Genomic DNA, 25,075 nt, shown 5'->3' on the forward strand with positions numbered 1-25,075 from the left:
CAGCGGAGAACACCCGGCCTTCCCTGCGCAATGGCTTTACGGCTTATATCGTGCTCTCCCTGGTGAACGGGCTTTCTTGCCACCATCATCCCTGATCAGCTTTTGGCTTCTCAGGAACTTGACGCCAGCAACGGGGCGCCAGGACCACACGACTTCGCCGTACGCTTCAGCGCCGTTCGTCGCCAGCACTTCAGCGTCCACCGCAACCCGTCCAACGTCCGTGACGACGGCCGACGCCCTCTGAGTGGGACGGGATGGCCAAAGATATGCACCTGATTTTCCTTCTGGAAAAGCGAAATATTTTTTATTTCAGGGCTTGACATGAATTCTGTAAATCAGAATTGATTTACCCGACGGGTTGATTTGTCGCACCCGGATCGCAAGATTACGCTTGCGCGCGAGGCGACGCAGCCCGCGTTCGTATAGGAAGAACGCCGCGAAACCCATCCACATACGCTCTCCCCGTCATTGCGAGCGTAGCGAAGCAATCCATCGCCCCGCAAAGCAAGTATGGATTGCTTCGTCGCAAGTGCTCCTCGCAATGACGGTGGTTGCCGGCTCGCTTACGCCGCCACCACGCGCGGAGCGCGTTCGGCGGCGTCCGAGGGCTGGCACGGCTTGCGCAGCATCGTGACGTCGGAGAAGCCGACGGCCCTGAGCTGATCGCACATGATGCTGCGGGCGTCCGAATCCATCGATGCTTCGGGGACCACGACCGCGCGGGCATGCGCGGTCAACAGTTCCGCCGGCAGGTCGGAGGCCGAGCCGGCATCGAGCAACACATGGTCGTAGACCCGCAGCAGCGCGTCGATCGCCAGCGTCAGCCGCGGCGACTGCAGTTGCGAGCGATCGAAACCCGGACGTCCGGCGCTGACGAGATGAACGCGCGACAGCCGGTCCCTGGTGATGATCTGAGCAAAGGTTGCTTCGCCCTGCATCAGTTCGGCGAGCCCGGGGGCCGCCGGATCGACCGAGACCGCGGTCATCGTCGGCGAGGATGCGGCGAGATCGACCACCACGATCTTGGCCTGCCGCGCCATCAGGCGCGCCAGCGTCAAGGCGGTCAGCGTGATCCCTTCGCTCGACGCGGTGCCGAGGACCGTCACCTTGCGCGCCGCCCCGCCCGCCTGGCCGAGCCGATCGGCCAGTTGCTCGATCTCGTCGATCCCTGCCGCGAGTTCGGCGCGGGGTGCGCTGAAGGCAGGCTTTGAGTCGTCCGTCACGGGATGTTCAGGTTCCGGTCCGAAATCATCATGAGGCTCGAAATACGGTGCAGTCGGAGGCGCGGAGACGCGACCCTGTTCCGCGGTCGGAGTTATGGCGCTGGGAGGAGCAGCAGCGGATGCGCGCGGCGCGGTCATGCGCAGCAGTTCGCCGGTCGCGATCGCGCCTGAGGTCAGCAGCAAGGTCGCCAGCGTCGCGATCAGCACGATCGGGAGCTTCTTCGGATAGGCCGGCGTATTGGAAACGGTGGCGCGCGAGATGATGCGGCCATCGGCCGGCGCGGCCTCGATGTTTTCGCGGGCAGCGGCTTCGCGGTATTTCGCCAGATAGGACTCCAGCAAATCGCGCTGCGCCTTGGCTTCGCGCTCCAGCGCGCGCAGCTGCACGTCCTGGCCGTTGGACGCGGAGGCCTGCTTCTTGACCAGATCAAGTTCGTTTCTCAGGCTATCGACCCGGCCGCTGGCGAGGCGCGCGTCATTCTCGAGCGAGCGCGAGATCTTGCTCGCCTCCTCGCGCAACTGGCGATCGAGATCGCCGAGCTGCGCCTTCAATTCCTTGATGCGGGGGTGACCGTCGAGCAGCGTCGACGACTGTTCGGCGAGCTGCGCGCGCAGCGTCACCCGTTGTTCGGACAGCCGGCGGATCAATTCGGAATTGAGCACTTCGGAAGCCTCGATCGGCTTGCCGCTCTGAAGCATGTCCTTGATCATGCGCGCCTTGGACTCGGCGTCCGATTTCAGCGCGCGGGCGTTGTTGAGCTGGGTGTTGATCTCGCCCATCTGCTGGTTGGACAGCGAGGTGTTGTTGGTGCCGATGAACAGGCTCGACTTCGAGCGGAAATCTTCCGCGCGCGACTCGGCCTCCGAAACCTTCTTGCGCAGATCCTCTATACCGCCCGACAGCCAGCCGCTGGCGGATTTCGCCTGGTCCTGGCGCGCGCCCTGCTGCAACGCCAGATACCCTTCCGCGATCGAATTGGCGACGCGCGCAGCCAGCTCCGGATCGCGCGACTGGAACTCGATGACGATGACGCGCGACTTGTCCACCGCATACGCCGTGAAGCGCTCGAAATAGGCGTCCAGCACGCGTTCTTCCGGCGTCAGCGACAACGGATCGCGTCCGATTCCGAACAGCGCCAGCAGCGACTTCAGCGGCGAAAAGCCCTGCAGCACCGGATCGAATTCCGGACGCTCGGCCAATTTGTTCTTCTTGATGATCTCGCGCGCCAGATCGCGCGACAACAGCAGTTGCACCTGGCTCGTCACCGCCTCGGCGTCGACCGTGTTGCGCTCTTCATTGCGCTCGCCGTTCGGCCGCAGGAACACGTTCTCGCGGCCATCGACCAGGATGCGCGCTTCGGATTTATAGCGCGGGGTGACCATGTTGACGGCGGCGATCGACAGCACCAGCGCCAGCACCGTCGGGACGATGATCCAGGCGCGCTTGCGGATCAGGGCCTGACCGAGCGCGTGGAGGTCGAGATCGCCGGATTCGGGCGCAACCTGCCTGGTGACGGCAGATTTGGCGACGGCGGGCTCTGTGGCGATGGGCTTGGTGACGGCCGGTGCGGGCTTTGGAAGCGCCCGCTCCAACACGGCCTTGACCCTGCCCGTACGCCAAAACGCAAAACGCATCGCACACTCCCGCGGACGCCACTTAAAATCGCGACGCGTTTTCGCTCGAAAACGCCACGACCCTACCTCAACCTCGGCGATTACACTCCATTAAGGTTGCCGCTGGGTTAATCCGCGCGATTTGCGGGCTGCAATGACCGCCCCGCAGGGCTGCGGTCATGTTTTGTTAACCATGAACGCCCTTAATCGGGCGGATACTTTTTCAGGATTCTCCCCCATGCGAGGCGCGCTCGCCACGATCCCATGTCTGGTTGCTGCGCTGGCGCTTGCGGGCTGCATGGGCCGGACCACGCCGGTTGCCGTGGCGCCCTATGCTGGCCCTGCCCCAACAGCGGTGGCCTATGCCGAACCGGCGCCGCCGCGCTTTGACGCGGCCTATCATCTGGATACTGGCGACAAGCTCCGCGTCGTGGTCTACGGCCAGGAAGGCCTCACCAACACCTATGCCATCGATGCCAGCGGCTCGATCACGATGCCTCTGATCGGTTCGGTCCCGGCGCGCGGCAGCACGCCCGCGGGGCTGGCCGCCGACATCGGCGCCAGGCTGCGCCGCGGTTTCATCCGCGAGCCCTCGGTCGCCGTCGAAGTCGAGGCCTATCGGCCGTTCTTCATCCTCGGCGAAGTAGCGGCGCCCGGACAATATCCTTATGTACCGAACATGACCGTTGAAAGCGCCGTTGCCATCGCTGGCGGCTTCTCGCCGCGCGCGCTACGCGACCGGGTGACAGTCACGCACACCGACGGATCCGGAACGGCGCGCTACGTGGTGCCGCCGGGAACGTCCATCAGCCCGGGCGATACGGTGCTCGTTGGCGAACGCTGGTTCTGATTATGCCTGTCGTCGACGGTCAGCCCCTTCGTATCCTGCACGCGACGCGCGCCCCGGTGGGCGGCATTTTTCGCCATATCCTGGATCTCGCCAACGGCCAGGCCGATAAAGGCCATCACGTCGGCATCATCGCCGACAGCCTCACCGGCGGCGAGCGCGCCGAGCAGGCGCTGGCGGGTATCGCGCCCCGCCTCAAGCTTGGCGTTCATCGCGTCGCCATCCACCGCGAACCGCGCCCCAGCGACACCTTGGCATGGCTGCGCTTCCTGCGCCTGGTCCGGCGGTTGAAGCCGGATGTACTGCACGGCCATGGCGCCAAGGCCGGTGTGTTCATACGCTCCAGGACCGCCGCCAGGAATACGATCCGGGTCTATACGCCGCATGGCGGGTCGCTGCATTACCCGCTGTCGACGCTCAAGGGCAACTTCTATGCCCGCCTCGAGCGCGCGCTGATGGACTCTACGGACCTGTTCCTGTTCGAAAGCGCGTTTGCGCGCAACACCTATCAGCGCACCATCGGCACCCCGAAAGGGCTGGTACGCTGCGTGTTCAACGGTGTCACCGCCAATGAGTTCGACCCGGTCGTCAAGGCCGAGGACGCCACCGACGTGCTCTATGTCGGCGAGTTCCGGCACATCAAGGGCGCCGACCTGCTGATCGACGCGGTGGCCCGGCTGCGCGCCGACGGCCGACCCGTGACGCTGACGCTCGCCGGCGACGGCGAGGAAAGCGCGAGTTTGAAGGCACAGGTGCAGCGGCTCGGCCTCGGCGAGGCCATCCGCTTCATCGGCCACGTCAAGGCGCGCTACGGCTTCTCCAAGGGCTCGCTGCTGGTGGTTCCCTCGCGCGGCGATTCCATGCCCTATGTCGTGATCGAGGCCGCGGCGGCGGGAATTCCGATGGTGGCCGCCAATGTCGGCGGCATTCCGGAGATTTTCGGCGCTCATACCGAGGCGTTGTTCGCCCCCAGCATCGCCGCCGCGATGGCGGATGCGATCGAGATTGCGCTGGAGAATCCGGCGGCGACGCTGGAGCGGGCCAAATCCCTGCGCGAGCGGATCTTCCAGCACTTCTCGCAGAAGGCGATGGTCGAGGGCGTACTGACCGGCTATCGCGACGCGTTTGCCAATCGTTAACCGTTCTTTACCAACGTAACTGTTTCTTCCGATTTGTCCCTTAAGCCGGATGGCAGGGAATTCCGCATCGGCAGGCGCATCCCTATGTGCCGGCCTAAGAACGGAATCAACGATCGGACTTGGACCAGTGGAACCGCTTAACGCTCGCTCGATGTTAGACGCCGCCGCAGCAACGGCCACGGCGACCGCTACCGGTGAACGCCCGCCGATCGAACGGCGCCGCCGGTTGTCGCCGGCAGCCCTTGCCGTCACCAACCAGAAAGTCAGCCGCGCCTATTCGCCGATCGTGATCGCGGGTGCGGTCCGCCTGGTCGATTTCGTCATGCTCAGCCTGATCGGCCTTGCGCTCTATTTCGCCTATGTCGTGCGCCTCAAGGGTTTCCATTGGGAATATGTCGCGGCGATCGTCGGCATGACGGCGACCGCCGTGATCTGCTTCCAGGCCGCCGACATCTACCAAGTCCAGGTGTTCCGCGGCCAGCTGCGGCAGATGACCAGGATGATTTCGTCCTGGGCCTTCGTGTTCCTGCTGTTCATCGGCGCCTCTTTCCTCGTCAAGCTCGGCAGCGAGATTTCACGGATCTGGCTCGCATCGTTCTTCTTCGTCGGCCTTGCGGCCCTGCTGATCGAACGCGCCTTCCTGCGCACGCTGGTGCGCAGCTGGGCGCGGCAGGGCCGGCTCGACCGCCGCACCATCGTGGTGGGCTCGGACCAGAACGGCGAACAGCTGGTCGAGGCGCTCAAGACCCAGGACGATTCGGATATTGACGTGCTCGGCGTGTTCGACGACCGCAACGACAGCCGCGCGCTGGAAACCTGCGCCGGCAGCCCGAAGCTCGGCAAGGTCGACGACATCGTCGAATTCGCCCGCCGCACCCGCGTCGACCTCGTGCTGTTCGCGCTGCCGATCTCGGCCGAGACGCGCATCCTGGAAATGCTGAAGAAGCTGTGGGTGCTGCCGGTCGACATCCGCCTGTCGGCACACACCAACAAGCTGCGCTTCCGTCCCCGCTCCTATTCCTATCTCGGCGAGGTGCCGACGCTCGACGTGTTCGAGGCGCCGATCACCGACTGGGATCTGGTGATGAAGTGGCTGTTCGACCACGTCGTCGGCTTCCTGATCCTGATGCTGGCGCTGCCCGTCATGGGACTGGTCGCGCTCGCGATCAAGCTGGACAGCCCGGGGCCGGTGATCTTCCGCCAGAAGCGGTTCGGCTTCAACAATGAGCGCATCGACGTCTTCAAGTTCCGCTCGATGTACCACCATCTTGCCGATCCCACCGCCTCCAAGGTCGTGACCAAGAACGATGCCCGCGTCACCCGCGTCGGCCGCTTCATCCGCAAGACCAGCCTCGATGAACTGCCGCAGCTGTTCAACGTCGTGTTCAAGAGCAACCTGTCGCTGGTCGGCCCGCGCCCGCACGCCGTGCTGGGCAAATTGCAGAGCCGGCTGTTCGACGAGGCCGTCGACGGCTATTTCGCGCGCCACCGCGTCAAGCCCGGGATCACCGGCTGGGCGCAGATCAACGGCTGGCGCGGCGAAGTCGACACCGACGAGAAGATCCAGAAGCGCGTCGAGTTCGACCTCTATTACATCGAGAACTGGTCGGTGCTGTTCGACCTCTTCATTCTGCTCAGGACGCCGTTGGCGCTGATGACGAAGAACGAGAACGCGTATTAGAGTTTCTGACGTCATTGCGAGGAGCGCAAGCGACGAAGCAATCCACACTTCCTTCGTTGCACGATGGATTGCTTCGCTTCGCTCGCAATGACGACATAAGCGGTTGTGGCGTATTGTTGCGCTTAGTGAGTTGCGTGAGTATCGAATGGCGTATGCGGCGACAGCCGAGGGATCCCTTCCATCGTTGACGGCCGCGCCGGGCGTGCTCGCGGTGCAGCGCGCGATGGTATGGCTGGTCGGCGCGTCCGGGGCCATCGTCTTCATCGAGCCAAGCCCCTATGAGATCGCAACGCTGCTGGCGTCGCTGATCTTCTTTGCCACCGGCGGCTTGCGGATGCGGCTGGTGTTCATTCCGCTGCTGCTGGCGCTGTTCCTGCTCAATACCGGTTACACGATCAGCGCCATTGCCGTGATCGACCGGCCCAATGTCAGCATGTGGATCGCGACCTCATGGTACATGGCTGTCACCGTGATGCTGTTCGCGATGGTGGTCGCCGAAGACACCGCAGCACGGCTCGACATGCTGCGGCGCGGCCTCGTCGTCGGCGCGATGATCGCGGCGACCCTCGGCATCGCCGGTTATTTCAACCTCGTCCCGGGCGGACGCGACCTCCTGACGCTGTACGATCGCGCCCGCGGCACCTTCAAGGACCCCAACGTGCTCGGCGCGTTCCTGATCCTGCCGGCGCTGTTTTGTCTGCAAAGCGTGGTTTCGGACAAACTCGGAAAATCGCTGCGCAACACCATCGCCTTCGGCATCATGTCGCTGGCGATCCTGCTGGCGTTTTCACGCGCGGCCTGGGGCGGGCTGATCCTGACCTCGATGTTCATGCTGGCGCTGATGGTGCTGACGAGCCGGTCGCAGGCGCAGCGTTCACGCATCATCATGATCGCGCTTGTCGCTGCGATCCTCGCGGCGGCGCTGGTGGCGGTGCTGCTGTCGTTCGACTCGATCGCGCAAATGTTCAAGCAGCGCGCCAGTTTCGATCAAAGCTATGACTCTGGCCGCTTCGGCCGGTTCGGGCGCTACATCCTCGGCGCCAACATGGCGCTCGATCTGCCGTTCGGAATAGGTCCGCTGCAGTTCACCCGCTACTTTCCCGAGGACACCCACAATTCCTATTTGAACGCGTTCATGTCAGGCGGCTGGCTCTCCGGCGTCTGCTATCCCGCGCTGGTGTTCGTCACGGCGCTGAACGGATTCCGCTACATCTTCGTCCGCGCGCCCTGGCAGCGCGCCTATCTGGCCGTCTTCGCCGCCTATCTCGGCACCGTCGGCGAGAGTTTTATCATCGACACCGACCATTGGCGGCATTTCTGGATGATGCTGGGGCTGATGTGGGGCATGTTTGTCGCGGCGGAACATTACAAGGCCCGCGCCGGCCAGGCATTCAACGGCGCGGCCGTCCCAGCTTCTTAGGCGCCTGCTCCTTCGGCGCGTCGATCAATGCCCTCAGCGCCTCAGTCGCCTCCAGCACCGCCTTGTAACCGTCGGTCGCAAAGCGCAGCAGCAATTGCAGCTCCGCCTCCGAATAGCTGCTCCATACCTTGTGCATCGCCGCCTGCATCGGCACGTAGAACCGCCCGATTTGCGCGACGTTCTCAGGCACGGTCGCGATAAAGACCTTGCGGCGGTCGGTCTCGTCGCGCTCGCGGCGCACGAACCCGGCCTTCTCCAGCCGGTCGACCACGCCGGTGATGGCGCCGGTGGTCAGCCCCGTGACCTCGGCGAGGCGGCCGGCGGTGACGCGGCCCTCCAGATTGAGAAAATCCAGGCATTCGAGGTCGGAACCGGAAATTCCCGCCACGTTGGCAACGGTTTGGCCGAACAGCACGCCCTGCGCGGTCGACCGCCGCATCGCCTCTTCCAGTTCCTGCATCAGCGCAGCCCGCGCCTTCGGCCTTGACACGGTCGACTTCATATCTTAGTCCATCATTATCTTAGCTACTAAGATAATTAGCAGCTGATATTTCCTACCATCTCACGGACGCACGGAGCAAGGCATGACCAAACGACCCAAGGCCCTGATCATCGGCGGTGGCATCGCAGGTCCCGTGACGGGAATCTTCCTGAAGCAGGCCGGCATCGATGCCGAGGTGTTCGAGGCCTGGCCCTACTCGGCCGGGATCGGCGGCGGCCTGCAGATCGCGCCGAACGGCATGCATGTGCTGGCCGAGATCGGCTTGGCCTCCGACATCATCGCGCGCGGCTCGGTCGCCGAATCCTTCGATTTCTATTCGCAAGGAGGCGACCGCCTCGGCTCGCTCAATCGCAATATGAAGGAACGCTTCGGCCAGCCCGCGGTCAACATGTGCCGCGCCACGCTCAATGAACTGCTGGTCAACAAGGCGTGGTGCGCAAATGTCGAGCTCAGGTTCGAGAAGCGGCTGGTGGGAATCGAAGATCGCGCCGACCAGCCTGTCGTGGCGCATTTCGCCGACGGCAGCTTTGCCGAGGGCGATTTTGTCATCGGCGCCGACGGCGTGCACTCGGCCGTCCGCGGCCACGTCATTCCGGACGGACCAAAGCCGTTCGACACCGGCCTGATCGGTTTCGGCGGTTTTGTCCCACGCGCGGTGATCGAGAATTCGCCGATCGGCCAGCGCGTGGTGACGACGTTCGGGCAAAGCGGGTTCTTCGGCTACGGCTTCTGCAGCTCCGATCCCGACGACGGCCTGATGTGGTGGAGTACGCAGCCCGCGCACGGCGCCAGTGCCGCGACCTACCGCGCCATGCGCCAGGATCAGCTGCGGCGGCACTTACGGAATTTCCACGCCGGCTGGCACGATCCGATTCTGCAAATCATCGATGCCGCCGGGAACATCGTGGTGACGGACACGCTCGATGTTGCGACCCTGCCGACCTGGTCGCGCCGGCGGACGCTGCTGATTGGCGACGCCGCCCACGCCACCAGCCCGCATGCCGGCCAGGGCGCCTCGCTGGCGCTGGAGGATGCGCTGCGGCTTGGCCGCTTGATGCAGAACCGTCAGGAGCTCGCGTTGACGTTCCAGAATTTCGAGGCCGAGCGCCGTCCGCGCGCCGAAAAGATCGTGGCGCTGGCGCGCCGCAATGGCAACAGCAAGCGCGAGTTCAGCCCGACCGGCGCCTGGATCCGCGACCGCATGCTGAAACTGCTGCTGCCGGTCACGTCCAAGGGCATGGACTGGATGTACAGATACGATCCCCGCGCGGCGTAGCGGTCGCGTCGCGCGGCGTAGAGGAGACCCGTAGGGTGGCAAAGGCGCGCAAGCGCCGTGCCCACCACCGCCTCATGATGGCTAAGGTGGTGGGCACGCTGCGCTTTGCCCACCCTACGAGTTGCGGCTACTTCTCCACGTCGAACGTCAGGCCGGCATGATCCTCAAGCCGCTTGATCAGTCTGTGCTGCATCGCCGCCCCCGGCGTCCAGATGCCCGCCGGTACATCCGGCGCATCGCGCAGCAGGCAGATCGCGCATTCGGAGATCATCTTTGACGTCGAGCCGTAGCCGGGATCGCGGTCCCCCTTCACCGCCGCACGGACCTGGCGGCCATCGGGGGCGATCGCGACATAGAGCAGGTCATAGAGGCCGTTCTCGCGCTCTTCTTTCGACGGTCCTTCGCCCGGCTTGGGGGCGCCGGGGCCGGTCTTTTCGGTGTTTGCAGCCATCACGAGCTTGGCGTTGGCCTCGCCCTTCTCGCCGGCACCCGTCAACACCATTTCGTCGTAGACGAACTCCTTCCCGTACGGAAAGCCCATCAGCATGTTCGAGCGATGGACGTTGCGGGTGTTGATGAGCGCCATCATGAAGGGCGCAATCCAGGACTTCAGGTCTTCCTCATAGGACGGCTTGCTGCCCGGCGGCTGTTTCGGCCCCTTGAATCCCGGCGTCAGCGCGAACGGATCCTTGAGGGTCGCAACGAGGCTGAGATCCTTGGCAACGGCTTCGAAGGTCGCCTTGGCGCTGGCGGCGGTGCCGCCGGACAAGGTGCCGCGCATGTCGCGCACGCGGCCTTTGACGCGGGAGGCCGGCGCGCCAAATGCCCGCTTGGCTTCCTCCTGCACGAAGAAGGCGCCGAGTTCAAACGGCACCGAGTCGAACCCGCACGAAAACACGATGCGCGCGCCGCTCGCCTTCGCCGCGGCCTCATGCTTGTCGATCATCTCGCGCATCCACAGCGGCTCGCCGCAGAGATCGAAATAGTCGGTACCCGACTCCACACAGGCCGCAAGCAGCTCGTTGCCATAAAACTGATACGGGCCGACGGTGGTGATCACGGATTTCGTCTGCCCCACCATCGCCTTCAGCGACGCCAGATCTGCCGCGTCCGCCACGATCAGCGGCGTATCGGATGGCGCGCCGATCGCGTCGCGCACGGTGGCGAGCTTGTCCTTGCTGCGTCCGGCCATCGCCCATTTCAGGCTGCTGTCGCCCTTGTAATGCGCGGCGAGATATTCGGCGACGAGTTGGCCGGTGAAACCGGTGGCGCCGTAAACAACGATGTCGAATTTCGACGAAGACATATTGTGGTTCCCTGAAGTGACTACTGGTTCTTCTGTCATTGCGAGCGAAGCGAAGCAATCCATCTCACTCGGAAAAAACAATGGATTGCTTCGTCGCTACGCACCTCGCAATGACGGTACCTATTTCTTGGCATACGAAACGCCCATGCCGGCGCGGACGTCGGCCTGGATGCCATAGGGCGCGATCGGATAGCGCAGGCCGTTTTTCGCCAGTTGCTTCATGCCGACAATGGCCTTGGCGAGATGCGCCGGCTGCAGCGCCATCAACATCTCTTCGTCAGGCACCCCGCCATAGCGCCGTTCGGCAAAGCACGGCAGCGACAGGCTCGGCTCGCCGGTCTTGAGCGCCCGCCCCCAGGAATCGGCGCAGGCGGTCTCGCCGACCACGCCCCATTCGAACTTCTTGTAGCCGGTATATTGCAGCCCGTTGATCAGGATGATCATCTGGCCCGGCGTCGCATACACCAGACAGATATCAGGCGGATTGAGCCGGCCGCTCGTGAGCGGGCTCACCGCCATCGCCTGGTACTGGCCGTACGGCACGACGTCGAGCGCTTCCTGGCGCTTGCGCGCGTCCTCTTCGGTGCCGTGCCAGACGCCGACGTAGTTTTTGCCTTCGAGAAATTTTTCGTCCTGCGGTGCGAGGCCAATCACAGCGCGGCATTGCGCGCCGACGAGGTCTTCGCCGGTGATGCCGACGGTCCAGCCGAGCCGCGAGGCCATGCTGACGATCTGGTCGGTGGTATGGACCGCGCTGGGGCGTCGGATCTTCGGGATCGCCGCCATCTCCTCGACGGTCGCGAACATCTTGATGCCGATCACGGTGGTCCGGAGCCGCAACAGGCTGATCAGGTCGGCAGCCATGCCGTTCAAATCGAACGCTTCCGGCGGCGTTTGCTGTTGCATGGCGTAAACTCCCCCAAATTGCTGGTGCGCCCCTTGGCGTCACCCCGGTGCACCTGTTGGTGTCACCTGCTGCGCTTGTTGGCGTCAATTCTAGCCCGGCCGGTCGGCTGTTGCGACCTCTACTTCGGCGCCGGTCCCGGCAGCAAATCGTCGATCTTGCCGGTGGCCCGGTACGCAACCAGTCCCATCCATTCGCGCGCCGCGGTTTCTGTCCGTCCGAGCCCATCAAGAATGGAGTTCGAGAACTTCGTGAAATCGCCGCGGCCGCCGACCCTCCAATCGACCGGATAGGCTTCGACCGCAAATCCTGCCTTTCGGAACAGGCCGACCGATCGCGGCATGTGAAAGGCCGAGGTCACCAGCAGCCAGCGCTCGCCATCCTTCGGCGCCACCAGCGCTTTCGAGAATTGGGCATTCTCCAGCGTATTCCGTGATGCCCGCTCCATGATCAGCCGCGATTTTGCGATGCCAAGACTCTCGAAAATCGCGCCGGCGAAATCGGCCTCGCGCGCGTCGTTCGAAATCAGATTGGCACTGCCGCCGGTGAACAGAATGCGTGCATCCGGATAGCGATGCGCCAACGCCGCCGCCGCGATGATGCGGTCAGGCGCGCTGCGTACCACCGGCGTGCCATGGGCTGCCGAAATATCAGCCTCGATCGATGCGCCGAGGACGACGATGCCGTCCGGCGGCGCGCCGGCGCCGGCCTCCCATCGCGGAAAGCGCTGCTCCAGCGGATAGAGCAACAGGTTTCCGAGCGGCGACAATCCGCAGATCACCAGCAGCAGCACCGCTGCCATCACGAGCTTGCGGCCGAGCGATGCAAAACGCGTCAGCAGCAGGATGGCGCCAATGAAACCGACGCCGATCAGGAAATTCGTCGGCATCAGCATGTAGCCGAGCGTCTTGGAGAGAACGAAGAACAAGGAGAAGCCTCTTGGAATTTCCAGTCCGTCATACGCGGGCTTGACCCGCGTATCCATCTTCTTCGCAAAAAGCGTTATGCGAAAATGATGGATTGCCGGGTCAAGCCCGGCAATGACAAATAGGAGCCAAACAGGACAAGACAACACCGACAAGAAGATCCCCCATGACCCATCATCACCTGCATTCCAGCCCCAAAACCTGCCACTGGGGCTTTTTCGAAGCGAAATTGAAGCCGGTCCTGACCATCGCCAGCGGCGATGAGGTCACGGTCGATACCATCACCGGCGGTCCCGACGTGGTGCCGGACCGCAGCAAATTTCACGTTCCGCCGGAGCTTGCCGACGTCCACGCCCAGAACGAGCGGATGGTGCCGGGCCATATCCTGACCGGCCCGATCGCGGTTGAAGGCGCCGCGCCCGGTGACGTGCTCGAGGTCGACATTCTCGACGTCCAGCTCCGGCAGGACTGGGGCTACAATCTGATCAAGCCGCTGTCGGGCACCCTGCCCGACGATTTCCCCGACACGCGGCTTCTGAACATTCCGCTCGACCGCGAGCGGATGGTGGGCCGGATGCCGTGGGGATTAGACCTGCCGCTCAAACCGTTCTTCGGCGTGATGGGCGTAGCGCCGCCGCCGGCCTGGGGCCGCATCACCTCGCTGATCCCGCGCGCGATGGGCGGCAATCTCGACAATAAGGAGTTAGGGGCCGGCGCCAAACTCTATCTGCCGGTGTTCGTGCCCGGCGCACTGTTTTCCTGCGGTGATGGCCACGGCGTGCAAGGCGACGGCGAAGTCTGCGTCACCGCGATCGAAACCGCGCTGCAGGGCCGCTTCCGCCTGACGCTGCGCAAGGATCTGCGGCTGGATTATCCGCGCGCGGAAACGCCTGATCATTACATGACGATGGCGATGGACCCCGACCTCGACCAATGCGTGGTGCGCGCGCTGCGCGACATGATCGTGCTGCTTGGCGAGAAGCGCAATCTGTCGCGCGAGGACGCCTACACGCTGTGCAGCCTTGCCGCCGATCTGCGGGTGACGCAGACGGTCAACGGCTCCAAGGGCATCCACTGCATGATCGCAAAGAGCGTGGTGCACGGCTGATTTCAGCGCGGTGCGCCGTCACAGCGGCGAAAGCAGCTCCAACCTGGAACGAATCCTGACGCTGGTCTTTCCAACCAGCGCCGCCCCCTGCACTTCCGCGTTATCGGCGGCATAGGTGCCGCTGAAGCCAGTGGTGACCTCGCGCCCGCCAAACAGCGGCAGCAAGCCAGCCGATTTGGTGTGCTGGGTGGTGGTCAGTTCGCCGCGCCATTTGCCGCGATCGGCGGTGTAGGAGCCCGTATAATAGAAATGCGAGTCGCCGCCGACGATCCTGCCATCCAGCAACACGATGACGCCGCTGGCGTGGCCACGCCCGCCCTCCATCATTTCGGTCAGGATCGAGTAGAGACCGTTGGTGATCGTCATCGCAGAATTGTCCCTCGTCCGCAGCAGCATCGACTGTGCATACGGCCTGAGGCAATCGGGAAATGAGCGAGGCGCTGGATCGTTTCGCCGCGGCTGCGTTGGCGCCGTCGACCCCGCTCGCTGGTCGCGCAGCGGTGTCCAACATCAGACCCTGCCTGGCAGGCGGTCGACTTTTTCGATGCCGTTACAAGGAGATAGACTGCGACTCAGACGGCAATTGACTTATCCCCATGAAACTTAATAGAGTCTAAATAGATACTTTTCAGTACAGCGTTTAAAAGTTAGCGTTCTTGCATGGCTACAGAAAAAGCCGAAACCGACCGCATTCCCGTGACCTTGGCGCTCTCGACCATCAGCTATCTCGAAAAACTGGTGAGACAGGGCACCCATGGCACTAGCGTTCCCGGCGTTGCGAAGACCCTGATCGAGGAAGGCATCCGGCTCGCCATCAAGGACGGGCTGCTGTCGATCCGTGACAATGGCAGGCCTTAACGGGCACCTGTCTTGAGCGGAAGATTTGCCTGACGAAGGAGACTTGCTGACGGGAGGCGGGAGTGCGGCGGTTCCTCGAATTTGGAACCGCAGCATGTTCGCAAACATACCGACCTGGACCACCGAGCGCGTCGAACTCCTCAAGCAACATTTCGAATCCGGCCTCTCCTGCCGCGAGATTGCCGCTCACATCGGCGTCAGCCGCAACGCCGTGATCGGCAAATTGACACGGCTCGGTTTGACCCGCGGGCCGACCAATATCGAACAGCATTTGCAAGGGACCACGAAGGAACGCAGCCCGAAATCCGTTCCCCGCGCGCAGTACCGGATGCTGCAAGTGGTCTACCAGAACGGGCAACCGGCCCCCGACGCCCCGATCGCCAGCGAGCGGCCCTGCTCACTGCTCGAACTCAGCCATGAGCGCTGCCGCTGGCCGATCAGCACGCCCGGCGCGGAGGACTTCTGCTTTTGCGGCAACACGCCGCTCAAGGGTATGCCCTACTGCGCCGGCCACACCCGCCTCGCCTACAAGCCCGGCTCGCGCCAGCGCGTGGCCCGCGCCTGACATTGTCTGACGCACGCTCTGCTTAGAGCGCAGCAAACATCGGGCACGGCCATTCCACGGCTGTAGCAGTCACTGCGCGGGCACGAGCGCCTGCGCTCCCTTGTCCTTGATCAAGAGCACCAGGAATTTCGCCGGCTGGGTGCTGCTTGCGTTCCGGTCGACGACATGAATATCATCGGGGCCTTCATAGAAACTTTGTCCTGCTGTCAGTGTCACCGGTTGTCCACCCTTCAGCTGCATCACGACGGAGCCCTCCAGCACATAAACAAACGCATGTGCGTTGTGTCGGTGGACAGCACTCGACCCGCCGGGCGCATGCTCGACCGTGATCATCAAAGCTTCCTTGCCGGGATTATCCGGAAGATCCTTGGACATCAGCGGCGTCACCTTGGGCTCCTGAGCAACCGCCGTTCCGGTCATCAAGCACAGAAGAACCAGCGCAACGAGTTTGTTTGCCATAATCGCCTCTTTCGTTCTTTGCCCAGGACCTGATGCGGGATCAGGGCTTTGCGCGGCGAAGCCATTCGTCGAGACCGATGCGGCCGAGGCGCGCCTCGCCCAATGGAACGAGCGAGTGCTCGTCAACCCGACCGCCCCAGTATCGGGCCTCGGGATCGCTCACGACTTCGCGCGGGTCGCCCACCGCCTTCAGATAGCGGGCGATGATGTCATTGAGCGGCGCTCGTTCCGGTCCGGCGATCTCCACGATACCGCTTCGCGGCGCCGCGAGTGCCAGATCGGCAACGATGGCAGCAACGTCGTCCGCCGCGATGGGCTGGAACAGGATAGGCGGGAGCCTCACTGTGTTTCCATCCGCACTTGAATCGGCGATACCGCGAACGAATTCCAGGAACTGGGTCGCGCGAACGATGGTGTATGGAATGCCGGAGGCTTCGATCAGTTTCTCCTGGGCGACCTTGGCGCGGAAATAGCCATTATCGGTCCGGTCGATCGCGACGATCGACAGTACGACATGATGCCGGACGTTCGCTGCGGCCTCGGCGGCGAGCAGGTTGCGGCCGGAAGTCTCGAAGAATTCGAGCACCGCCTTGTCTTCAAATGAGGGCGAATTGGCCAGGTCGATCACCACCTGTGTGCCCGCCATGACCTCCTTGAGTCCCTCACCGGTGATCGCGTTAACGCCGCTTTTGGGCGAGGCGGCGACGACTTCGTGGCCGCCCTGACGCAGAATGGCGACGGTCTTCGAGCCGATCAGGCCGGTGCCTCCGATCACGACGATCTTCATGGTTGATGCTCCGTGGTCGTTAGATGAGCTCAGCTTAGTTCCGCTTAGAACCCGCAGAATACTATCCCAAGGTACAGGTCGGACGACCCCGCTGAACCAGCGAGACCCGGTAGACCCTACGATACCGCCACGCGCCGTTTTCCCGTCAGCGTGGCACGCTTAGGTGAGCCAACGACTCTTATTGAGTTCAAGCTCTGGTCGCTTTTCCGGTCAGCCTCTCAGGCCAGCTTCCAGCCGACCTCGTCCCGATAGCTCTGGTAGAAGTCGAGCGTATACGCCTCCTCCGGCGTCTTGCGAACGCGCTCGTCGAGCTTGTGGGCATCGTCGCCGACCAGGATGCGCCAGGAACCGGCCTTGACGCCGTCGAGGATGATTTTCGCGGCGGCCGCCGCCGTGGTCGGGGCCTCGTCGCGAAACGATCGCGCGCGGTCGAGCGCGAGCTGCTGGATATCCTCGTCCGACATCGGCGCAGTGTCGACGCCCATGCCCTTCAGCCGCTCCCGGGTCACGCCGATTTCAACATCGGTCAGGCGCTCGGACTCGCTGCCGCTCTGGATCTTGCGCGAGTTGGCCACGATCGAGGTGCCGATATGGCCGGGCATCACGACCGAGCATTTGATGTGCGGCGCGTTGAGCCGCAGATCCGTCATCAGTGCTTCGGAAAATCCCTTCACCGCGAACTTGGCGGCGGCATAGGCGGTGTGCGACACGCCGGGGCCGACGGACGCCCAGAAGCCATTGACGCTGGACGTATTGATGATGTGGCCCTCGTCGGCTTTCAGCAGCAGCGGCATGAAAGTGCGGACCCCGAGATAGACGCCGCCCCAGCAGATGTTGAAGGTACGCTCCCATTGCTCGCGCGTGTTGGTGAACAGGCTGCCGCCACCGCCGATACCGGCATTGTTGAACAATAGATGGATCTTGTCGGTCGCCTGTTGCTCGATCAGCTCATCGCGAAACCGCTTGAGCTGATCCTCGATCGCGACGTCGGCGATATGCGTGGTGACGCGCAGGCCCTGCGGCAGCTTCTCGGCTTCGCACAGCTGCTTGGTCTCGGCCATCGCCTCGGCGGAGACGTCGCACATCGCGACATTGCAGCCCTCGGCGACGAGCTGGCGCGCCAGCTCGCGGCCCATGCCCGTGCCGCCTCCGGTGATGACGGCGATCTTTCCGGCGAATTCCTTCATGGGAGCGTTCCTCTATTTTCTTTTGCTGGCCTTCATGAACACCGCACGGGGCCTTTCGCGAAGTGTAGCAGCTACGCTTCGCCGGTAAAGCTCGTGCCGTGATGGTGCGATCAGCGACGATGTCCGCGACGCGGAAAAACCGCGACGCCCGTCATTCATTCTGTCTATTGTATGCCGCCACCCGCTTTACTAGATCGATAGCAATTTCCCGACTCTCACTTGACGCGACCCAATCAACCGCCTGCGGCGACGCATCGAGAGCCGTCAAAACTTCGCCTATCAAAGGCTCAACACCGAATTCTGCGACCGAACCGGCGTCAACATAGACGGTCGGACCCTTTGCGTGATGATGTTCGATCAAATGCTGGAGCTCACGGAACAAGATTACCCGTCCAGAGGGTAACCTGAGAAACATTCCGTGAGCTTGCCCCAATCCTTCTTCCATCCAATTTTCAACTCGAAAGCCAAGCGGCTGCGCAATTTCAAAAACTCCCACTTGAAATCGCATGATAGGCAAATCGGTGTTAGGAAACCGATGCTCATATATCTGCGCCACCTTCGTCATCGGCAAACCATTGGCTACGGGCCTGTACCGTCATGGCCGGGCGTAGCCGTCAAGGACGGCGTCGCTTCCGCTCGCCTATCCCCGGCCATCCACGTCTTCCTTGCTGTTAGACTGTAAAGACGTGGATGCCCGGGACAAGCCCGGGCATGACGATCCGTTGAGTATCTGCCCTACTCCGCCGCCTCGACGCGCTGGCCGGCCGATGCCCCCAACCCTTCCAGCGCCTTCTTGATCGCGGCCTGTTGCGCAGGCGATGCTTCCGGCATCGGCGCGCGCGAAAACGTCTTCGGCAGTCCCTGCTGCGACTGCGAATAGCGTGTGCAGGCCGGCAGATTGTCTGAGACGATCGCGTTCCACAGCGTCAGCAGTTTCTTGTGCAGGTCGAGCGCGCGGACGTGATCGCCGGCCTTGACTGCATCCCACAGCTCGACCGAGGCATGCGGCGCGGCCGAGAGGATCGCGGCGATCGAGCCATGCGCGCCGAGCGCGTAGGACGGATACATCAGCGCGTCGACCGCGCTGTAGATCAATTTGTCCGGCGCCATCATCATGAGATCGGCGAACAGTTTTAGGTCGCCGGCGCTCTGCTTGACGCCGACCACCAACGGCACCTCGTTCATGATCCGCGTCAGCAGCGCGGGCGACAGATACGACCACGGCACCACGTTGTAGATGATGATCGGCATGCCGGTCTCGTCGGCCATGCGGCGGAAGTGATCGACCATCGCCTGATCGTCCGGCTTGAACAGATAATGCACCGGCGTCACCTGCAGCGCCGCGACATCCATGTCGCGCACCAATTTGCCGCGCCGGATCGCGTCGCGCGTGGAGTCGACGATGATGCCCGCGATCACGGGCGCGCCCTTGGCGGCTTCCACCGTCGCCGCCACCAGGTCGCGATACTCTTCATGATCGAGCGTATGCCCCTCGCCGGTCGAACCGCCCGCCGCCATGCCATGGCTGCCGGCGCCGATCAGCCAGTCGACCTGCGGTGCGACCTGCTTGAAATCAATCTCGCCGTCCCTGCGAAACGGCGTTGTCATCGGCGGTATCACGCCTGTCGGGCGTATTTTCATCAGCGACCCCTTGCGTTTCCGTTTCCCAAATCCGATCCCGCTCTTTGGCGGATATTCTCGATCGGCGGGTGAAGCCTAACCGCTGCCGGATGGGCAATCCAGTTGAGACATCGGTGGGCTGGGTCGTGGCGGCGTCATAACGGGCGGAGGCGGAGCTCCTCCACTCGTGATCCAAAATGCTTGAATTTTTGCACGAAAAAACCCCGGCAAGTCATGCCGGGGCTATTCGCTCGCTTAACGGGCCGGCGGCTTCGGCGGACCAAAGGGGTTACGGGGCGGAAGGTGCGTGGGGCCGGTGCCCAGCCTGCCGCCGGTCACGATATCCAGCTGCTGCGTCGTCAGTTCGACCGGCTTGTCAGTCCTGCGTTCCATGGTGCGTCTCCTGCTGCTGTCCCGGTGCAACATTGCCTCGGTATGACCGGGACAATGACGGATCGGCGACGGCCGCGCTGTTCCCCAGGTGACAGCCAGACCACAATGCTCACCGCTTGATTTGCAGCGGGCCGCCAGGAACTTTCGCAAGGCCCGATGAACTGACCGGGCCTTGCCGACGATCGCCCTCATGAGGAACCGGATTTGAAGCCCAACATTGTCTTTGCAAAGGAGGCTTCCATGGGATTAGCGAACTACGAAATCATCGGTACAGCCGGCGAATGGCGGGTGCGGCATGACGGACAGGCCAAGAACGTCTACGAGACCAAAGAGTCGGCTTTCGAGGCCGCCGTGGCCGCTGCGTCGCTGGCGCTGCGACAGGGTCACGAGGTCCACGTATCGGCGCCGGGCACCGAAACGGCGACCGGCGCGGCGAACGCAGGCTAGCTCGCGGCGAGAAGCCGGCTCGGACACGGCCAAGCGCAACGCGTGAACTAGTGATCGCTCCAAACGGCCGCAAGCTCGCTCGAGTTGATGAGCTCGATCTGCTCCTGCATGCGGGTGCGGTACATCGTCATCAGCGCCTCGTGGCCGGTGTCGGAGGAGCTACAGAGCGCGTCCTCGACAATCACCACCCGAAAGCCGCGGTCGACGGCGGCGAGCACCGTGGAAAGAACGCACACGTCGGTCTCGGCTCCGGTGACGATCACGCACCGCACGCCCTTCTCTTGCAGAAAGACATCCAGCCCTGAAAGGTAAAACGCCGAATAGGCCCGCTTGTCGACGACATGCGCCGGCGGCACGAAGCGTGCGAGTTCGGGGACAAGTTCCAGCTGATCGGGCTGCAGATGCTCCCGCGTTGCGGCCTTCCAGCGCTGATAATAGCGTTGCCATTGTCCCGGCCGCTGCTCCCAGCTTTGCGGCGTGATGAAGCGGGTAAAGATCGTGCGCTCGCTGTACCGCGCCGCGATTCCGGTCACGACCGGCAACACCCGCTCCATCCACGGCGTCTCCCAGACGCCGCCCTTGCTGAAAATGCGTTGCATGTCGACGCAAAGATGCACCGCGTCCTTCAACGGGATCATCGCGAAGCGGCCTCCGCCTTGTCTCTCACTGAGGCGGCAACCGAGGCTCTGTGGAAAAGTTCCTGCGGGATCAGCGATGGACCCATCCGTGCCTCCGAAGAGCTGTTGGCGGAATGACAACGGTTCACCCCGTGCCGCTCCGTGAAGAGCAGCATGAATGCCGTCACCAGATCGATGACACGTTCGTGCTATGCGACGACGACGCCCTGGGCGCTTAACCATACGAAAACTCGGGGCGACGGCGCCGGCGCGCCCGTAGTATGTTTGCGCCTATTGGATTTATTAATTTTTGGTGCCTTATGAACGACGCGTATTTCAAGGAGCAGTCCCGGCGCGTCCGCGCGATTGCGGACAAGGCCGATCCCTTCACGAAAAAACGACTGCTGGCGCTCGCAGAAAGCTACGATGCGCGGATTGGGCGGCCCTCAAGGGCAACGCGACAGCTGCCCTTCGTCGCGATCAATCATGAAAAACCCGCCGATCAGCGCGACGACGGTGAGACCGCGCGCTGATTGTGGCAACTTCCGCATAGCGATCGCCGCGCGCATATTCCGCGACAAGGCATTACGCCCGTACGCGACAAGGGAGCGCAGGCGGAAACGGTTCGGCAAAATGGGCGTGACGGCGCGCGCGGTGCATGCCAGTATCGGCAAATAATCAAAGCGCGCGCACGTCGGACGAAGCGCCGCTGCCAGGGAGGGGACTGCAAAGCGTTCGCGCAAGCGGACGCGCTGCAAGCGTCGGCGTAAGCGGACGCGCCGTTCGTTGGCCTAACGGTCCGTTGGCGTCGCATGGGACAACAGATTGTCCATCGTCTGCTGATTTCGTTCCCCGCTTTGCTCGGGGTTCTCTTCCTCTGTTTTTGTCTGTTGCAGGTGGTGCCGGCTGATCCTGCGATGATCATCGCCGGTCCCGACGCCAAGGCCGAGACCATCGCGGCGATCAGGCTCGAGCTTGGCCTCGACCGCTCGATCCCGGTGCAGTTCTTCGAATACATCATGCGGGTTCTGCGCGGCGATCTCGGCCGCTCGATCATCTCGAACCGGATGGTGAGCGAGGAACTCGCGATGACGATAGGTCCAACGGTCGAACTGATGCTCGGCGCGATGCTGATCGCGGTGCCGAGCGGACTTGCGTTCGGAACCTTGGCCGCCGTCAATCGCGGCCGCCTCGCCGACCGCATCATCATGGCCTGCTCGGTGGCCGGTGTTTCGATGCCGGTGTTCTTCATCGGCCTGATCCTGATCCAGTATGTCGGCTTCAAATGGGCGCTGCTGCCGTTCACCGGCCGCACCGGGCCAATCTGGGACGGCGGATTGCCGAGCCTGATCCTGCCCGCGACCACGCTCGGCCTCGTGCTGATCGGACCGATCGCGCGGCTGACGCGCACCGCCGTACTCGAAGTGCTGGGCGCCGATTTCGTGCGCACGGCGCGCGCCAAGGGGCTGCGCGAGACGGTGGTGATCGTCCATCACGCGCTGCGCAACGCCATGATCCCCGTCGTCACCCTGATCGGGCTGCAGGCGGCCTTCCTGCTCGGCGGCGCGGTGGTCACCGAAACGATGTTCTCCTGGCCCGGCGTCGGCCGGCTTGCAGTCGGCGCCATCGTCTCCAGCGATTTCCCGACCGCGCAGGGCGCGATCATGATCCTCGCCGTCGCGTTCCTGTCGATCAACCTCATCGTCGACGTGCTCTACGTCTATCTCGATCCCAGGGTGGCGCGCCGATGAGCGTTCAGGCCATCGAACCCGTCTTTGTCGCCGAGCCCGAAACCGGCGCATTCGCCCGTGCCGGCGTGCTGCGCCGGCTGGCGCGCGACCGCGTCGCGGCCGGCGCGGCGTTGACGCTCACCACCATCGTCGCCGCGGCGGTGTTCGCGCCCTGGATCGCGCCCTACGACCCCTACTTCACCGACCTCACCAAGGTCATGCAGCCGCCGGGCGCCGAGCACTGGTTCGGCACCGACAACACCGGCCGCGACGTATTGAGCCGCGTCATCTTCGGCACTCGCGCCACGTTGATGCTCGGGCTGGTCGGCGTCATCATCGGCGGCCTGTTCGGCGGCGTGCTCGGCATTCTCGCCGCCTATTACAAGCGGCTCGACGGCTGGATCATGCGGCTGGTCGACGTGATGCTGGCGTTCCCCGCCATCCTGATCGGGCTCGCGGTCGCCGCAATCTTCGGCGCCGGTCTCACCGCCGTGGTCATCGCGCTGGTGGTCGCCACCGTGCCCGACGTGGCGCGGGTGGCGCGCGGGGCCGCGGTCGGCGTCATGGGCCAGGAATTCATGGAAGCCGGCCGCGCGGTCGGCGTCACCGACGGCGCACTGATCTGGCGCTACCTCACGCTCAACTGCATCTCGACGATCTTCGTGTTCCTCACCTTGCGCTTTGGCCAGATCATCCTGATCGGCTCGGCGCTCGGCTTCCTCGGCATGGGCGCGCAACCCCCGACCGCCGAACTCGGCATGATGGCGGCTCAGGGGCGCGACTTCCTGTTCATGGCGCCGCACATCGCGACGATCCCAAGCTGCGCGATCTTCGTGATCGTGCTGGCGGCCAACCTTCTGGGCGACGCGTTCCGCGACGTCCTCGATCCGAGGCTGCAGACATGATCAGAACCGTTCTGGGTGTAGCATTGGCAATAGGTGTCGCGGGGGCCGCATCGGCCCAGACGCTGACGTTGATGAAGGGCATCGACGCGCCGCATTACGACGCGCAGCGCACCACCTGGGGTCCGACCTCAGACATCGTCAACATGTTCCAGGACACGCTGGTGGCACTCGACTGGGACGGCCGCACGCCGATCCCCTATCTCGCCAAGTCCTGGATCATCAGTGAGGACGGCCGGACCTACACGTTCAAGCTGCGCGACGACGTCTCGTTCTGCAGCGGCAAGAAATTCACCGCCGAGGACGTGGTCTACAGCTTCAAGCGGCTGAAGGATCCCACGATCAAGGGGCCGTACGCCTGGCGCGCCGGCAACATCAAGGAATTGCGCGCACCCGATCCCCATACGGTCGAATACGAGCTCGAGGAGCCCTATTCCGAACTGCTGCTGCAGCTCACCATGTTCACCAACGTGATCCACAACAAGGAAAGCGTCGAGGCGCTGGGCAAGGATTACGGCATCAAGGGCGCCGACGGCACCGGCCCGTGGTGTTTCGATTCATGGCAGCCGCGCACCGAAATCGTGCTCAAGCGCCACGCCGCCTACAAATGGGGCCCGTCGATGTACCAGAACAAGGGCCCGGTGAAATTCGAGAAGCTGGTGGTCAAGATCGTGCCCGAGGAATCCAGCCGGGTTGCGGCGATGATGGCCGGCCAGTTCGACATCACCCACCAGTTTCCGCACCAGTTCATCACCCAGGCCAGGGCCGCCCCGATGCTCAACGTGAGCGAGGCGAAGCCCAATTTCCAGCTGCTCTATTTCGGTTTCAAGACCACGCGGCCGATGGTCGCCGACAAGCGCGTGCGCGAGGCCATGAGCATCGCCATCAACCGCGCCGAGATCGCCAAGGGCATCCTGCTCGGCAACGCCACTCCGGCCTTCACCATCGTCGACAAGGATGCGCTCGACCACGATCCGAAGACGACCGGAATCGTCAAGGAAGACCTCGAACGCGCCAAGAAGCTGCTCGACGACGCGGGGTGGAAAGTCGGCGCCGACGGCGTGCGCGAAAAGGACGGCACCAAGCTGGCGCCCAAAGTCTATTACACCGCCAACGCCAACTCGGCCAAGGTCGCCGACGCGATGCAGGGATATTTGCGCAAGATCGGCGTCGACTGGCGGCTCAACCCGCAGGACTCGACCATCGCGGCGGCCAAGATGGCCGAGCAGGATTATGAAATCTGGTCGGTGACGGTGCCGTATCTGTCGGCCGGCGACCTCATGAACATCTACTTCGATTCACGCAACATCCCGACCCCCAACCGGATGAACTGGAAGGACGCCGAGACCGACGAGTGGCTGAAACTCGGCCGCTCCGCGCTGACCGAGCCCGATCGCGCCAAATACTACGCGATGGTGCAGCAGAAGGTCATGCAGGAGCATCTGTGGATTCCGGTCCTCAACATCAACATGGACCAGGTCGCCAACAAGAAGATCAAGGGCGCGCGGCCGCACATGATCTACCAGAACACGTTCTACAAGGGGTTGGACGCGTCGCTTTAGGC

Annotated in this window: 26 protein-coding genes; 13 read left to right on the plus strand and 13 right to left on the minus strand. The window is 63.4% G+C overall.

All coding sequences use genetic code 11. From position 1 onward, the window contains the following. Nucleotides 1-563: 563 nt before the first annotated feature. A complete protein-coding gene (locus JQ567_RS01635; RefSeq protein WP_212437191.1) occupies nt 564-2,858 on the minus strand; it encodes an exopolysaccharide transport family protein in 2,295 nt (764 codons plus the stop codon). Between the two features lie 217 nt (nt 2,859-3,075). Here JQ567_RS01635 and JQ567_RS01640 point away from each other — a divergent pair, with 217 nt between their 5' ends. The 4 genes from JQ567_RS01640 to JQ567_RS01655 all read left to right on the plus strand — a co-directional run bounded on the left by JQ567_RS01640 (nt 3,076) and on the right by JQ567_RS01655 (nt 7,924). Then, a complete protein-coding gene (locus JQ567_RS01640) occupies nt 3,076-3,687 on the plus strand; it encodes a polysaccharide biosynthesis/export family protein (RefSeq protein ID WP_212437192.1) in 612 nt (203 codons plus the stop codon). A gap of 2 nt (nt 3,688-3,689) precedes the next feature. Continuing rightward, complete coding sequence (locus JQ567_RS01645) at nt 3,690-4,823, plus strand: glycosyltransferase family 4 protein (RefSeq protein ID WP_212437193.1); 1,134 nt, start codon at nt 3,690-3,692, stop codon at nt 4,821-4,823. Between the two features lie 151 nt (nt 4,824-4,974). Next, entirely contained in the window at nt 4,975-6,504 is a 1,530-nt protein-coding gene (locus tag JQ567_RS01650; RefSeq protein ID WP_212437194.1) for an undecaprenyl-phosphate glucose phosphotransferase, read from the plus strand. A 145-nt stretch (nt 6,505-6,649) separates the two neighbouring features. After that, nucleotides 6,650-7,924, plus strand: coding sequence for an O-antigen ligase (locus JQ567_RS01655; protein WP_212437195.1), 1,275 nt, complete (start codon nt 6,650-6,652; stop codon nt 7,922-7,924). On the opposite strand, the gene JQ567_RS01660 is transcribed toward JQ567_RS01655, so the two are convergent. After that, a complete protein-coding gene (locus JQ567_RS01660) occupies nt 7,896-8,426 on the minus strand; it encodes a MarR family winged helix-turn-helix transcriptional regulator (RefSeq protein WP_249165172.1) in 531 nt (176 codons plus the stop codon). The two genes, JQ567_RS01655 and JQ567_RS01660, sit on opposite strands and share 29 nt — an antisense overlap. Nucleotides 8,427-8,508: 82 nt before the next feature. Here JQ567_RS01660 and JQ567_RS01665 point away from each other — a divergent pair, with 82 nt between their 5' ends. Next, nucleotides 8,509-9,702: an NAD(P)/FAD-dependent oxidoreductase gene (locus tag JQ567_RS01665; protein WP_212437196.1), complete on the plus strand. Its 1,194-nt coding sequence runs from the start codon at nt 8,509-8,511 to the stop codon at nt 9,700-9,702. Nucleotides 9,703-9,829: 127 nt separating this feature from the next. On the opposite strand, the gene JQ567_RS01670 is transcribed toward JQ567_RS01665, so the two are convergent. From JQ567_RS01670 to JQ567_RS01680, 3 genes are all read right to left on the minus strand, one after another. Continuing rightward, a complete protein-coding gene (locus JQ567_RS01670) occupies nt 9,830-11,008 on the minus strand; it encodes a trans-acting enoyl reductase family protein (protein ID WP_212437197.1) in 1,179 nt (392 codons plus the stop codon). A gap of 120 nt (nt 11,009-11,128) precedes the next feature. Then, nucleotides 11,129-11,914, minus strand: a complete 786-nt coding sequence (locus JQ567_RS01675) for a DUF169 domain-containing protein (protein WP_212437198.1) — start codon at nt 11,912-11,914, stop codon at nt 11,129-11,131. Nucleotides 11,915-12,033: 119 nt separating this feature from the next. Then, nucleotides 12,034-12,840 carry a YdcF family protein gene (locus tag JQ567_RS01680; RefSeq protein WP_212437423.1) on the minus strand — a complete coding sequence of 269 codons (807 nt, stop codon included), beginning with the start codon at nt 12,838-12,840 and terminating at the stop codon, nt 12,034-12,036. A 164-nt stretch (nt 12,841-13,004) separates the two neighbouring features. On the opposite strand from JQ567_RS01680, the gene JQ567_RS01685 reads away from it, so the two are divergent. Next, a complete protein-coding gene (locus tag JQ567_RS01685; RefSeq protein ID WP_212437199.1) occupies nt 13,005-13,946 on the plus strand; it encodes an acetamidase/formamidase family protein in 942 nt (313 codons plus the stop codon). 18 nt (nt 13,947-13,964) lie between these two features. Here JQ567_RS01685 and JQ567_RS01690 read toward each other — a convergent pair whose 3' ends face one another. Next, nucleotides 13,965-14,312: a GrlR family regulatory protein gene (locus JQ567_RS01690; RefSeq protein WP_249165173.1), complete on the minus strand. Its 348-nt coding sequence runs from the start codon at nt 14,310-14,312 to the stop codon at nt 13,965-13,967. A gap of 294 nt (nt 14,313-14,606) precedes the next feature. Here JQ567_RS01690 and JQ567_RS01695 point away from each other — a divergent pair, with 294 nt between their 5' ends. Further along, the gene (locus JQ567_RS01695; protein WP_212037720.1) at nt 14,607-14,804 is read left to right on the plus strand and encodes a hypothetical protein; all 198 of its coding nucleotides are present in this window, start codon (nt 14,607-14,609) and stop codon (nt 14,802-14,804) included. Nucleotides 14,805-14,898: 94 nt separating this feature from the next. Continuing rightward, complete coding sequence (locus JQ567_RS01700) at nt 14,899-15,369, plus strand: GcrA family cell cycle regulator (RefSeq protein WP_212437201.1); 471 nt, start codon at nt 14,899-14,901, stop codon at nt 15,367-15,369. Nucleotides 15,370-15,438: 69 nt separating this feature from the next. On the opposite strand, the gene JQ567_RS01705 is transcribed toward JQ567_RS01700, so the two are convergent. The 6 genes from JQ567_RS01705 to JQ567_RS01730 all read right to left on the minus strand — a co-directional run bounded on the left by JQ567_RS01705 (nt 15,439) and on the right by JQ567_RS01730 (nt 19,815). Next, nucleotides 15,439-15,756: a cupin domain-containing protein gene (locus JQ567_RS01705; protein WP_312017330.1), complete on the minus strand. Its 318-nt coding sequence runs from the start codon at nt 15,754-15,756 to the stop codon at nt 15,439-15,441. Nucleotides 15,757-15,868: 112 nt separating this feature from the next. After that, nucleotides 15,869-16,615, minus strand: a complete 747-nt coding sequence (locus JQ567_RS01710) for an SDR family oxidoreductase (RefSeq protein WP_212437203.1) — start codon at nt 16,613-16,615, stop codon at nt 15,869-15,871. A gap of 218 nt (nt 16,616-16,833) precedes the next feature. Further along, nucleotides 16,834-17,802: an SDR family oxidoreductase gene (locus JQ567_RS01715; protein WP_212437204.1), complete on the minus strand. Its 969-nt coding sequence runs from the start codon at nt 17,800-17,802 to the stop codon at nt 16,834-16,836. 151 nt (nt 17,803-17,953) lie between these two features. Continuing rightward, nucleotides 17,954-18,367 carry a hypothetical protein gene (locus tag JQ567_RS01720; protein ID WP_212437205.1) on the minus strand — a complete coding sequence of 138 codons (414 nt, stop codon included), beginning with the start codon at nt 18,365-18,367 and terminating at the stop codon, nt 17,954-17,956. Nucleotides 18,368-18,537: 170 nt separating this feature from the next. Continuing rightward, entirely contained in the window at nt 18,538-19,443 is a 906-nt protein-coding gene (locus JQ567_RS01725) for a dihydrodipicolinate synthase family protein (protein ID WP_212437206.1), read from the minus strand. A 234-nt stretch (nt 19,444-19,677) separates the two neighbouring features. Then, a complete protein-coding gene (locus JQ567_RS01730) occupies nt 19,678-19,815 on the minus strand; it encodes a hypothetical protein (protein ID WP_212437207.1) in 138 nt (45 codons plus the stop codon). A gap of 240 nt (nt 19,816-20,055) precedes the next feature. On the opposite strand from JQ567_RS01730, the gene JQ567_RS01735 reads away from it, so the two are divergent. Further along, nucleotides 20,056-20,262, plus strand: coding sequence for a hypothetical protein (locus JQ567_RS01735; protein WP_212437208.1), 207 nt, complete (start codon nt 20,056-20,058; stop codon nt 20,260-20,262). 47 nt (nt 20,263-20,309) lie between these two features. Here the strand turns inward: JQ567_RS01735 and JQ567_RS01740 are convergent, their stop codons facing one another. Next, nucleotides 20,310-20,900, minus strand: coding sequence for a cysteine hydrolase family protein (locus JQ567_RS01740; RefSeq protein WP_212437209.1), 591 nt, complete (start codon nt 20,898-20,900; stop codon nt 20,310-20,312). Nucleotides 20,901-21,199: 299 nt separating this feature from the next. On the opposite strand from JQ567_RS01740, the gene JQ567_RS01745 reads away from it, so the two are divergent. From JQ567_RS01745 to JQ567_RS01760, 4 genes are all read left to right on the plus strand, one after another. Beyond that, nucleotides 21,200-21,412, plus strand: a complete 213-nt coding sequence (locus JQ567_RS01745; RefSeq protein ID WP_212437210.1) for a hypothetical protein — start codon at nt 21,200-21,202, stop codon at nt 21,410-21,412. 279 nt (nt 21,413-21,691) lie between these two features. Next, entirely contained in the window at nt 21,692-22,630 is a 939-nt protein-coding gene (locus JQ567_RS01750; RefSeq protein WP_212437211.1) for an ABC transporter permease, read from the plus strand. Then, nucleotides 22,627-23,514 (plus strand): ABC transporter permease, encoded by an 888-nt coding sequence (locus tag JQ567_RS01755; protein WP_212437212.1) that lies wholly within the window; start codon nt 22,627-22,629, stop codon nt 23,512-23,514. Before JQ567_RS01750 ends, JQ567_RS01755 begins: the two co-directional genes overlap by 4 nt. Beyond that, a complete protein-coding gene (locus JQ567_RS01760; protein ID WP_212437213.1) occupies nt 23,511-25,073 on the plus strand; it encodes an ABC transporter substrate-binding protein in 1,563 nt (520 codons plus the stop codon). Before JQ567_RS01755 ends, JQ567_RS01760 begins: the two co-directional genes overlap by 4 nt. Nucleotides 25,074-25,075: the final 2 nt, after the last annotated feature.

Origin of the sequence: Bradyrhizobium sp. AUGA SZCCT0431 (genome assembly GCF_018131065.1) — a bacterium.
In the GTDB taxonomy this organism is placed as follows: Bacteria; Pseudomonadota; Alphaproteobacteria; order Rhizobiales; family Xanthobacteraceae; genus Bradyrhizobium.

Coding starts and splice junctions, on each gene's coding strand:
- JQ567_RS01635 (WP_212437191.1), bottom strand. CDS start 2,858: ATGCGTTTTGCGTTTTGGCGTACGGGCAGGGTCAAGGCCGTGTTGGAG.
- JQ567_RS01640 (WP_212437192.1), top strand. CDS start 3,076: ATGCGAGGCGCGCTCGCCACGATCCCATGTCTGGTTGCTGCGCTGGCG.
- JQ567_RS01645 (WP_212437193.1), top strand. CDS start 3,690: ATGCCTGTCGTCGACGGTCAGCCCCTTCGTATCCTGCACGCGACGCGC.
- JQ567_RS01650 (WP_212437194.1), top strand. CDS start 4,975: ATGTTAGACGCCGCCGCAGCAACGGCCACGGCGACCGCTACCGGTGAA.
- JQ567_RS01655 (WP_212437195.1), top strand. CDS start 6,650: ATGGCGTATGCGGCGACAGCCGAGGGATCCCTTCCATCGTTGACGGCC.
- JQ567_RS01660 (WP_249165172.1), bottom strand. CDS start 8,426: ATGAAGTCGACCGTGTCAAGGCCGAAGGCGCGGGCTGCGCTGATGCAG.
- JQ567_RS01665 (WP_212437196.1), top strand. CDS start 8,509: ATGACCAAACGACCCAAGGCCCTGATCATCGGCGGTGGCATCGCAGGT.
- JQ567_RS01670 (WP_212437197.1), bottom strand. CDS start 11,008: ATGTCTTCGTCGAAATTCGACATCGTTGTTTACGGCGCCACCGGTTTC.
- JQ567_RS01675 (WP_212437198.1), bottom strand. CDS start 11,914: ATGCAACAGCAAACGCCGCCGGAAGCGTTCGATTTGAACGGCATGGCT.
- JQ567_RS01685 (WP_212437199.1), top strand. CDS start 13,005: ATGACCCATCATCACCTGCATTCCAGCCCCAAAACCTGCCACTGGGGC.
- JQ567_RS01690 (WP_249165173.1), bottom strand. CDS start 14,312: ATGACGATCACCAACGGTCTCTACTCGATCCTGACCGAAATGATGGAG.
- JQ567_RS01695 (WP_212037720.1), top strand. CDS start 14,607: ATGGCTACAGAAAAAGCCGAAACCGACCGCATTCCCGTGACCTTGGCG.
- JQ567_RS01700 (WP_212437201.1), top strand. CDS start 14,899: ATGTTCGCAAACATACCGACCTGGACCACCGAGCGCGTCGAACTCCTC.
- JQ567_RS01710 (WP_212437203.1), bottom strand. CDS start 16,615: ATGAAGATCGTCGTGATCGGAGGCACCGGCCTGATCGGCTCGAAGACC.
- JQ567_RS01715 (WP_212437204.1), bottom strand. CDS start 17,802: ATGAAGGAATTCGCCGGAAAGATCGCCGTCATCACCGGAGGCGGCACG.
- JQ567_RS01720 (WP_212437205.1), bottom strand. CDS start 18,367: ATGACGAAGGTGGCGCAGATATATGAGCATCGGTTTCCTAACACCGAT.
- JQ567_RS01725 (WP_212437206.1), bottom strand. CDS start 19,443: ATGAAAATACGCCCGACAGGCGTGATACCGCCGATGACAACGCCGTTT.
- JQ567_RS01730 (WP_212437207.1), bottom strand. CDS start 19,815: ATGGAACGCAGGACTGACAAGCCGGTCGAACTGACGACGCAGCAGCTG.
- JQ567_RS01735 (WP_212437208.1), top strand. CDS start 20,056: ATGGGATTAGCGAACTACGAAATCATCGGTACAGCCGGCGAATGGCGG.
- JQ567_RS01740 (WP_212437209.1), bottom strand. CDS start 20,900: ATGATCCCGTTGAAGGACGCGGTGCATCTTTGCGTCGACATGCAACGC.
- JQ567_RS01745 (WP_212437210.1), top strand. CDS start 21,200: ATGAACGACGCGTATTTCAAGGAGCAGTCCCGGCGCGTCCGCGCGATT.
- JQ567_RS01750 (WP_212437211.1), top strand. CDS start 21,692: ATGGGACAACAGATTGTCCATCGTCTGCTGATTTCGTTCCCCGCTTTG.
- JQ567_RS01755 (WP_212437212.1), top strand. CDS start 22,627: ATGAGCGTTCAGGCCATCGAACCCGTCTTTGTCGCCGAGCCCGAAACC.
- JQ567_RS01760 (WP_212437213.1), top strand. CDS start 23,511: ATGATCAGAACCGTTCTGGGTGTAGCATTGGCAATAGGTGTCGCGGGG.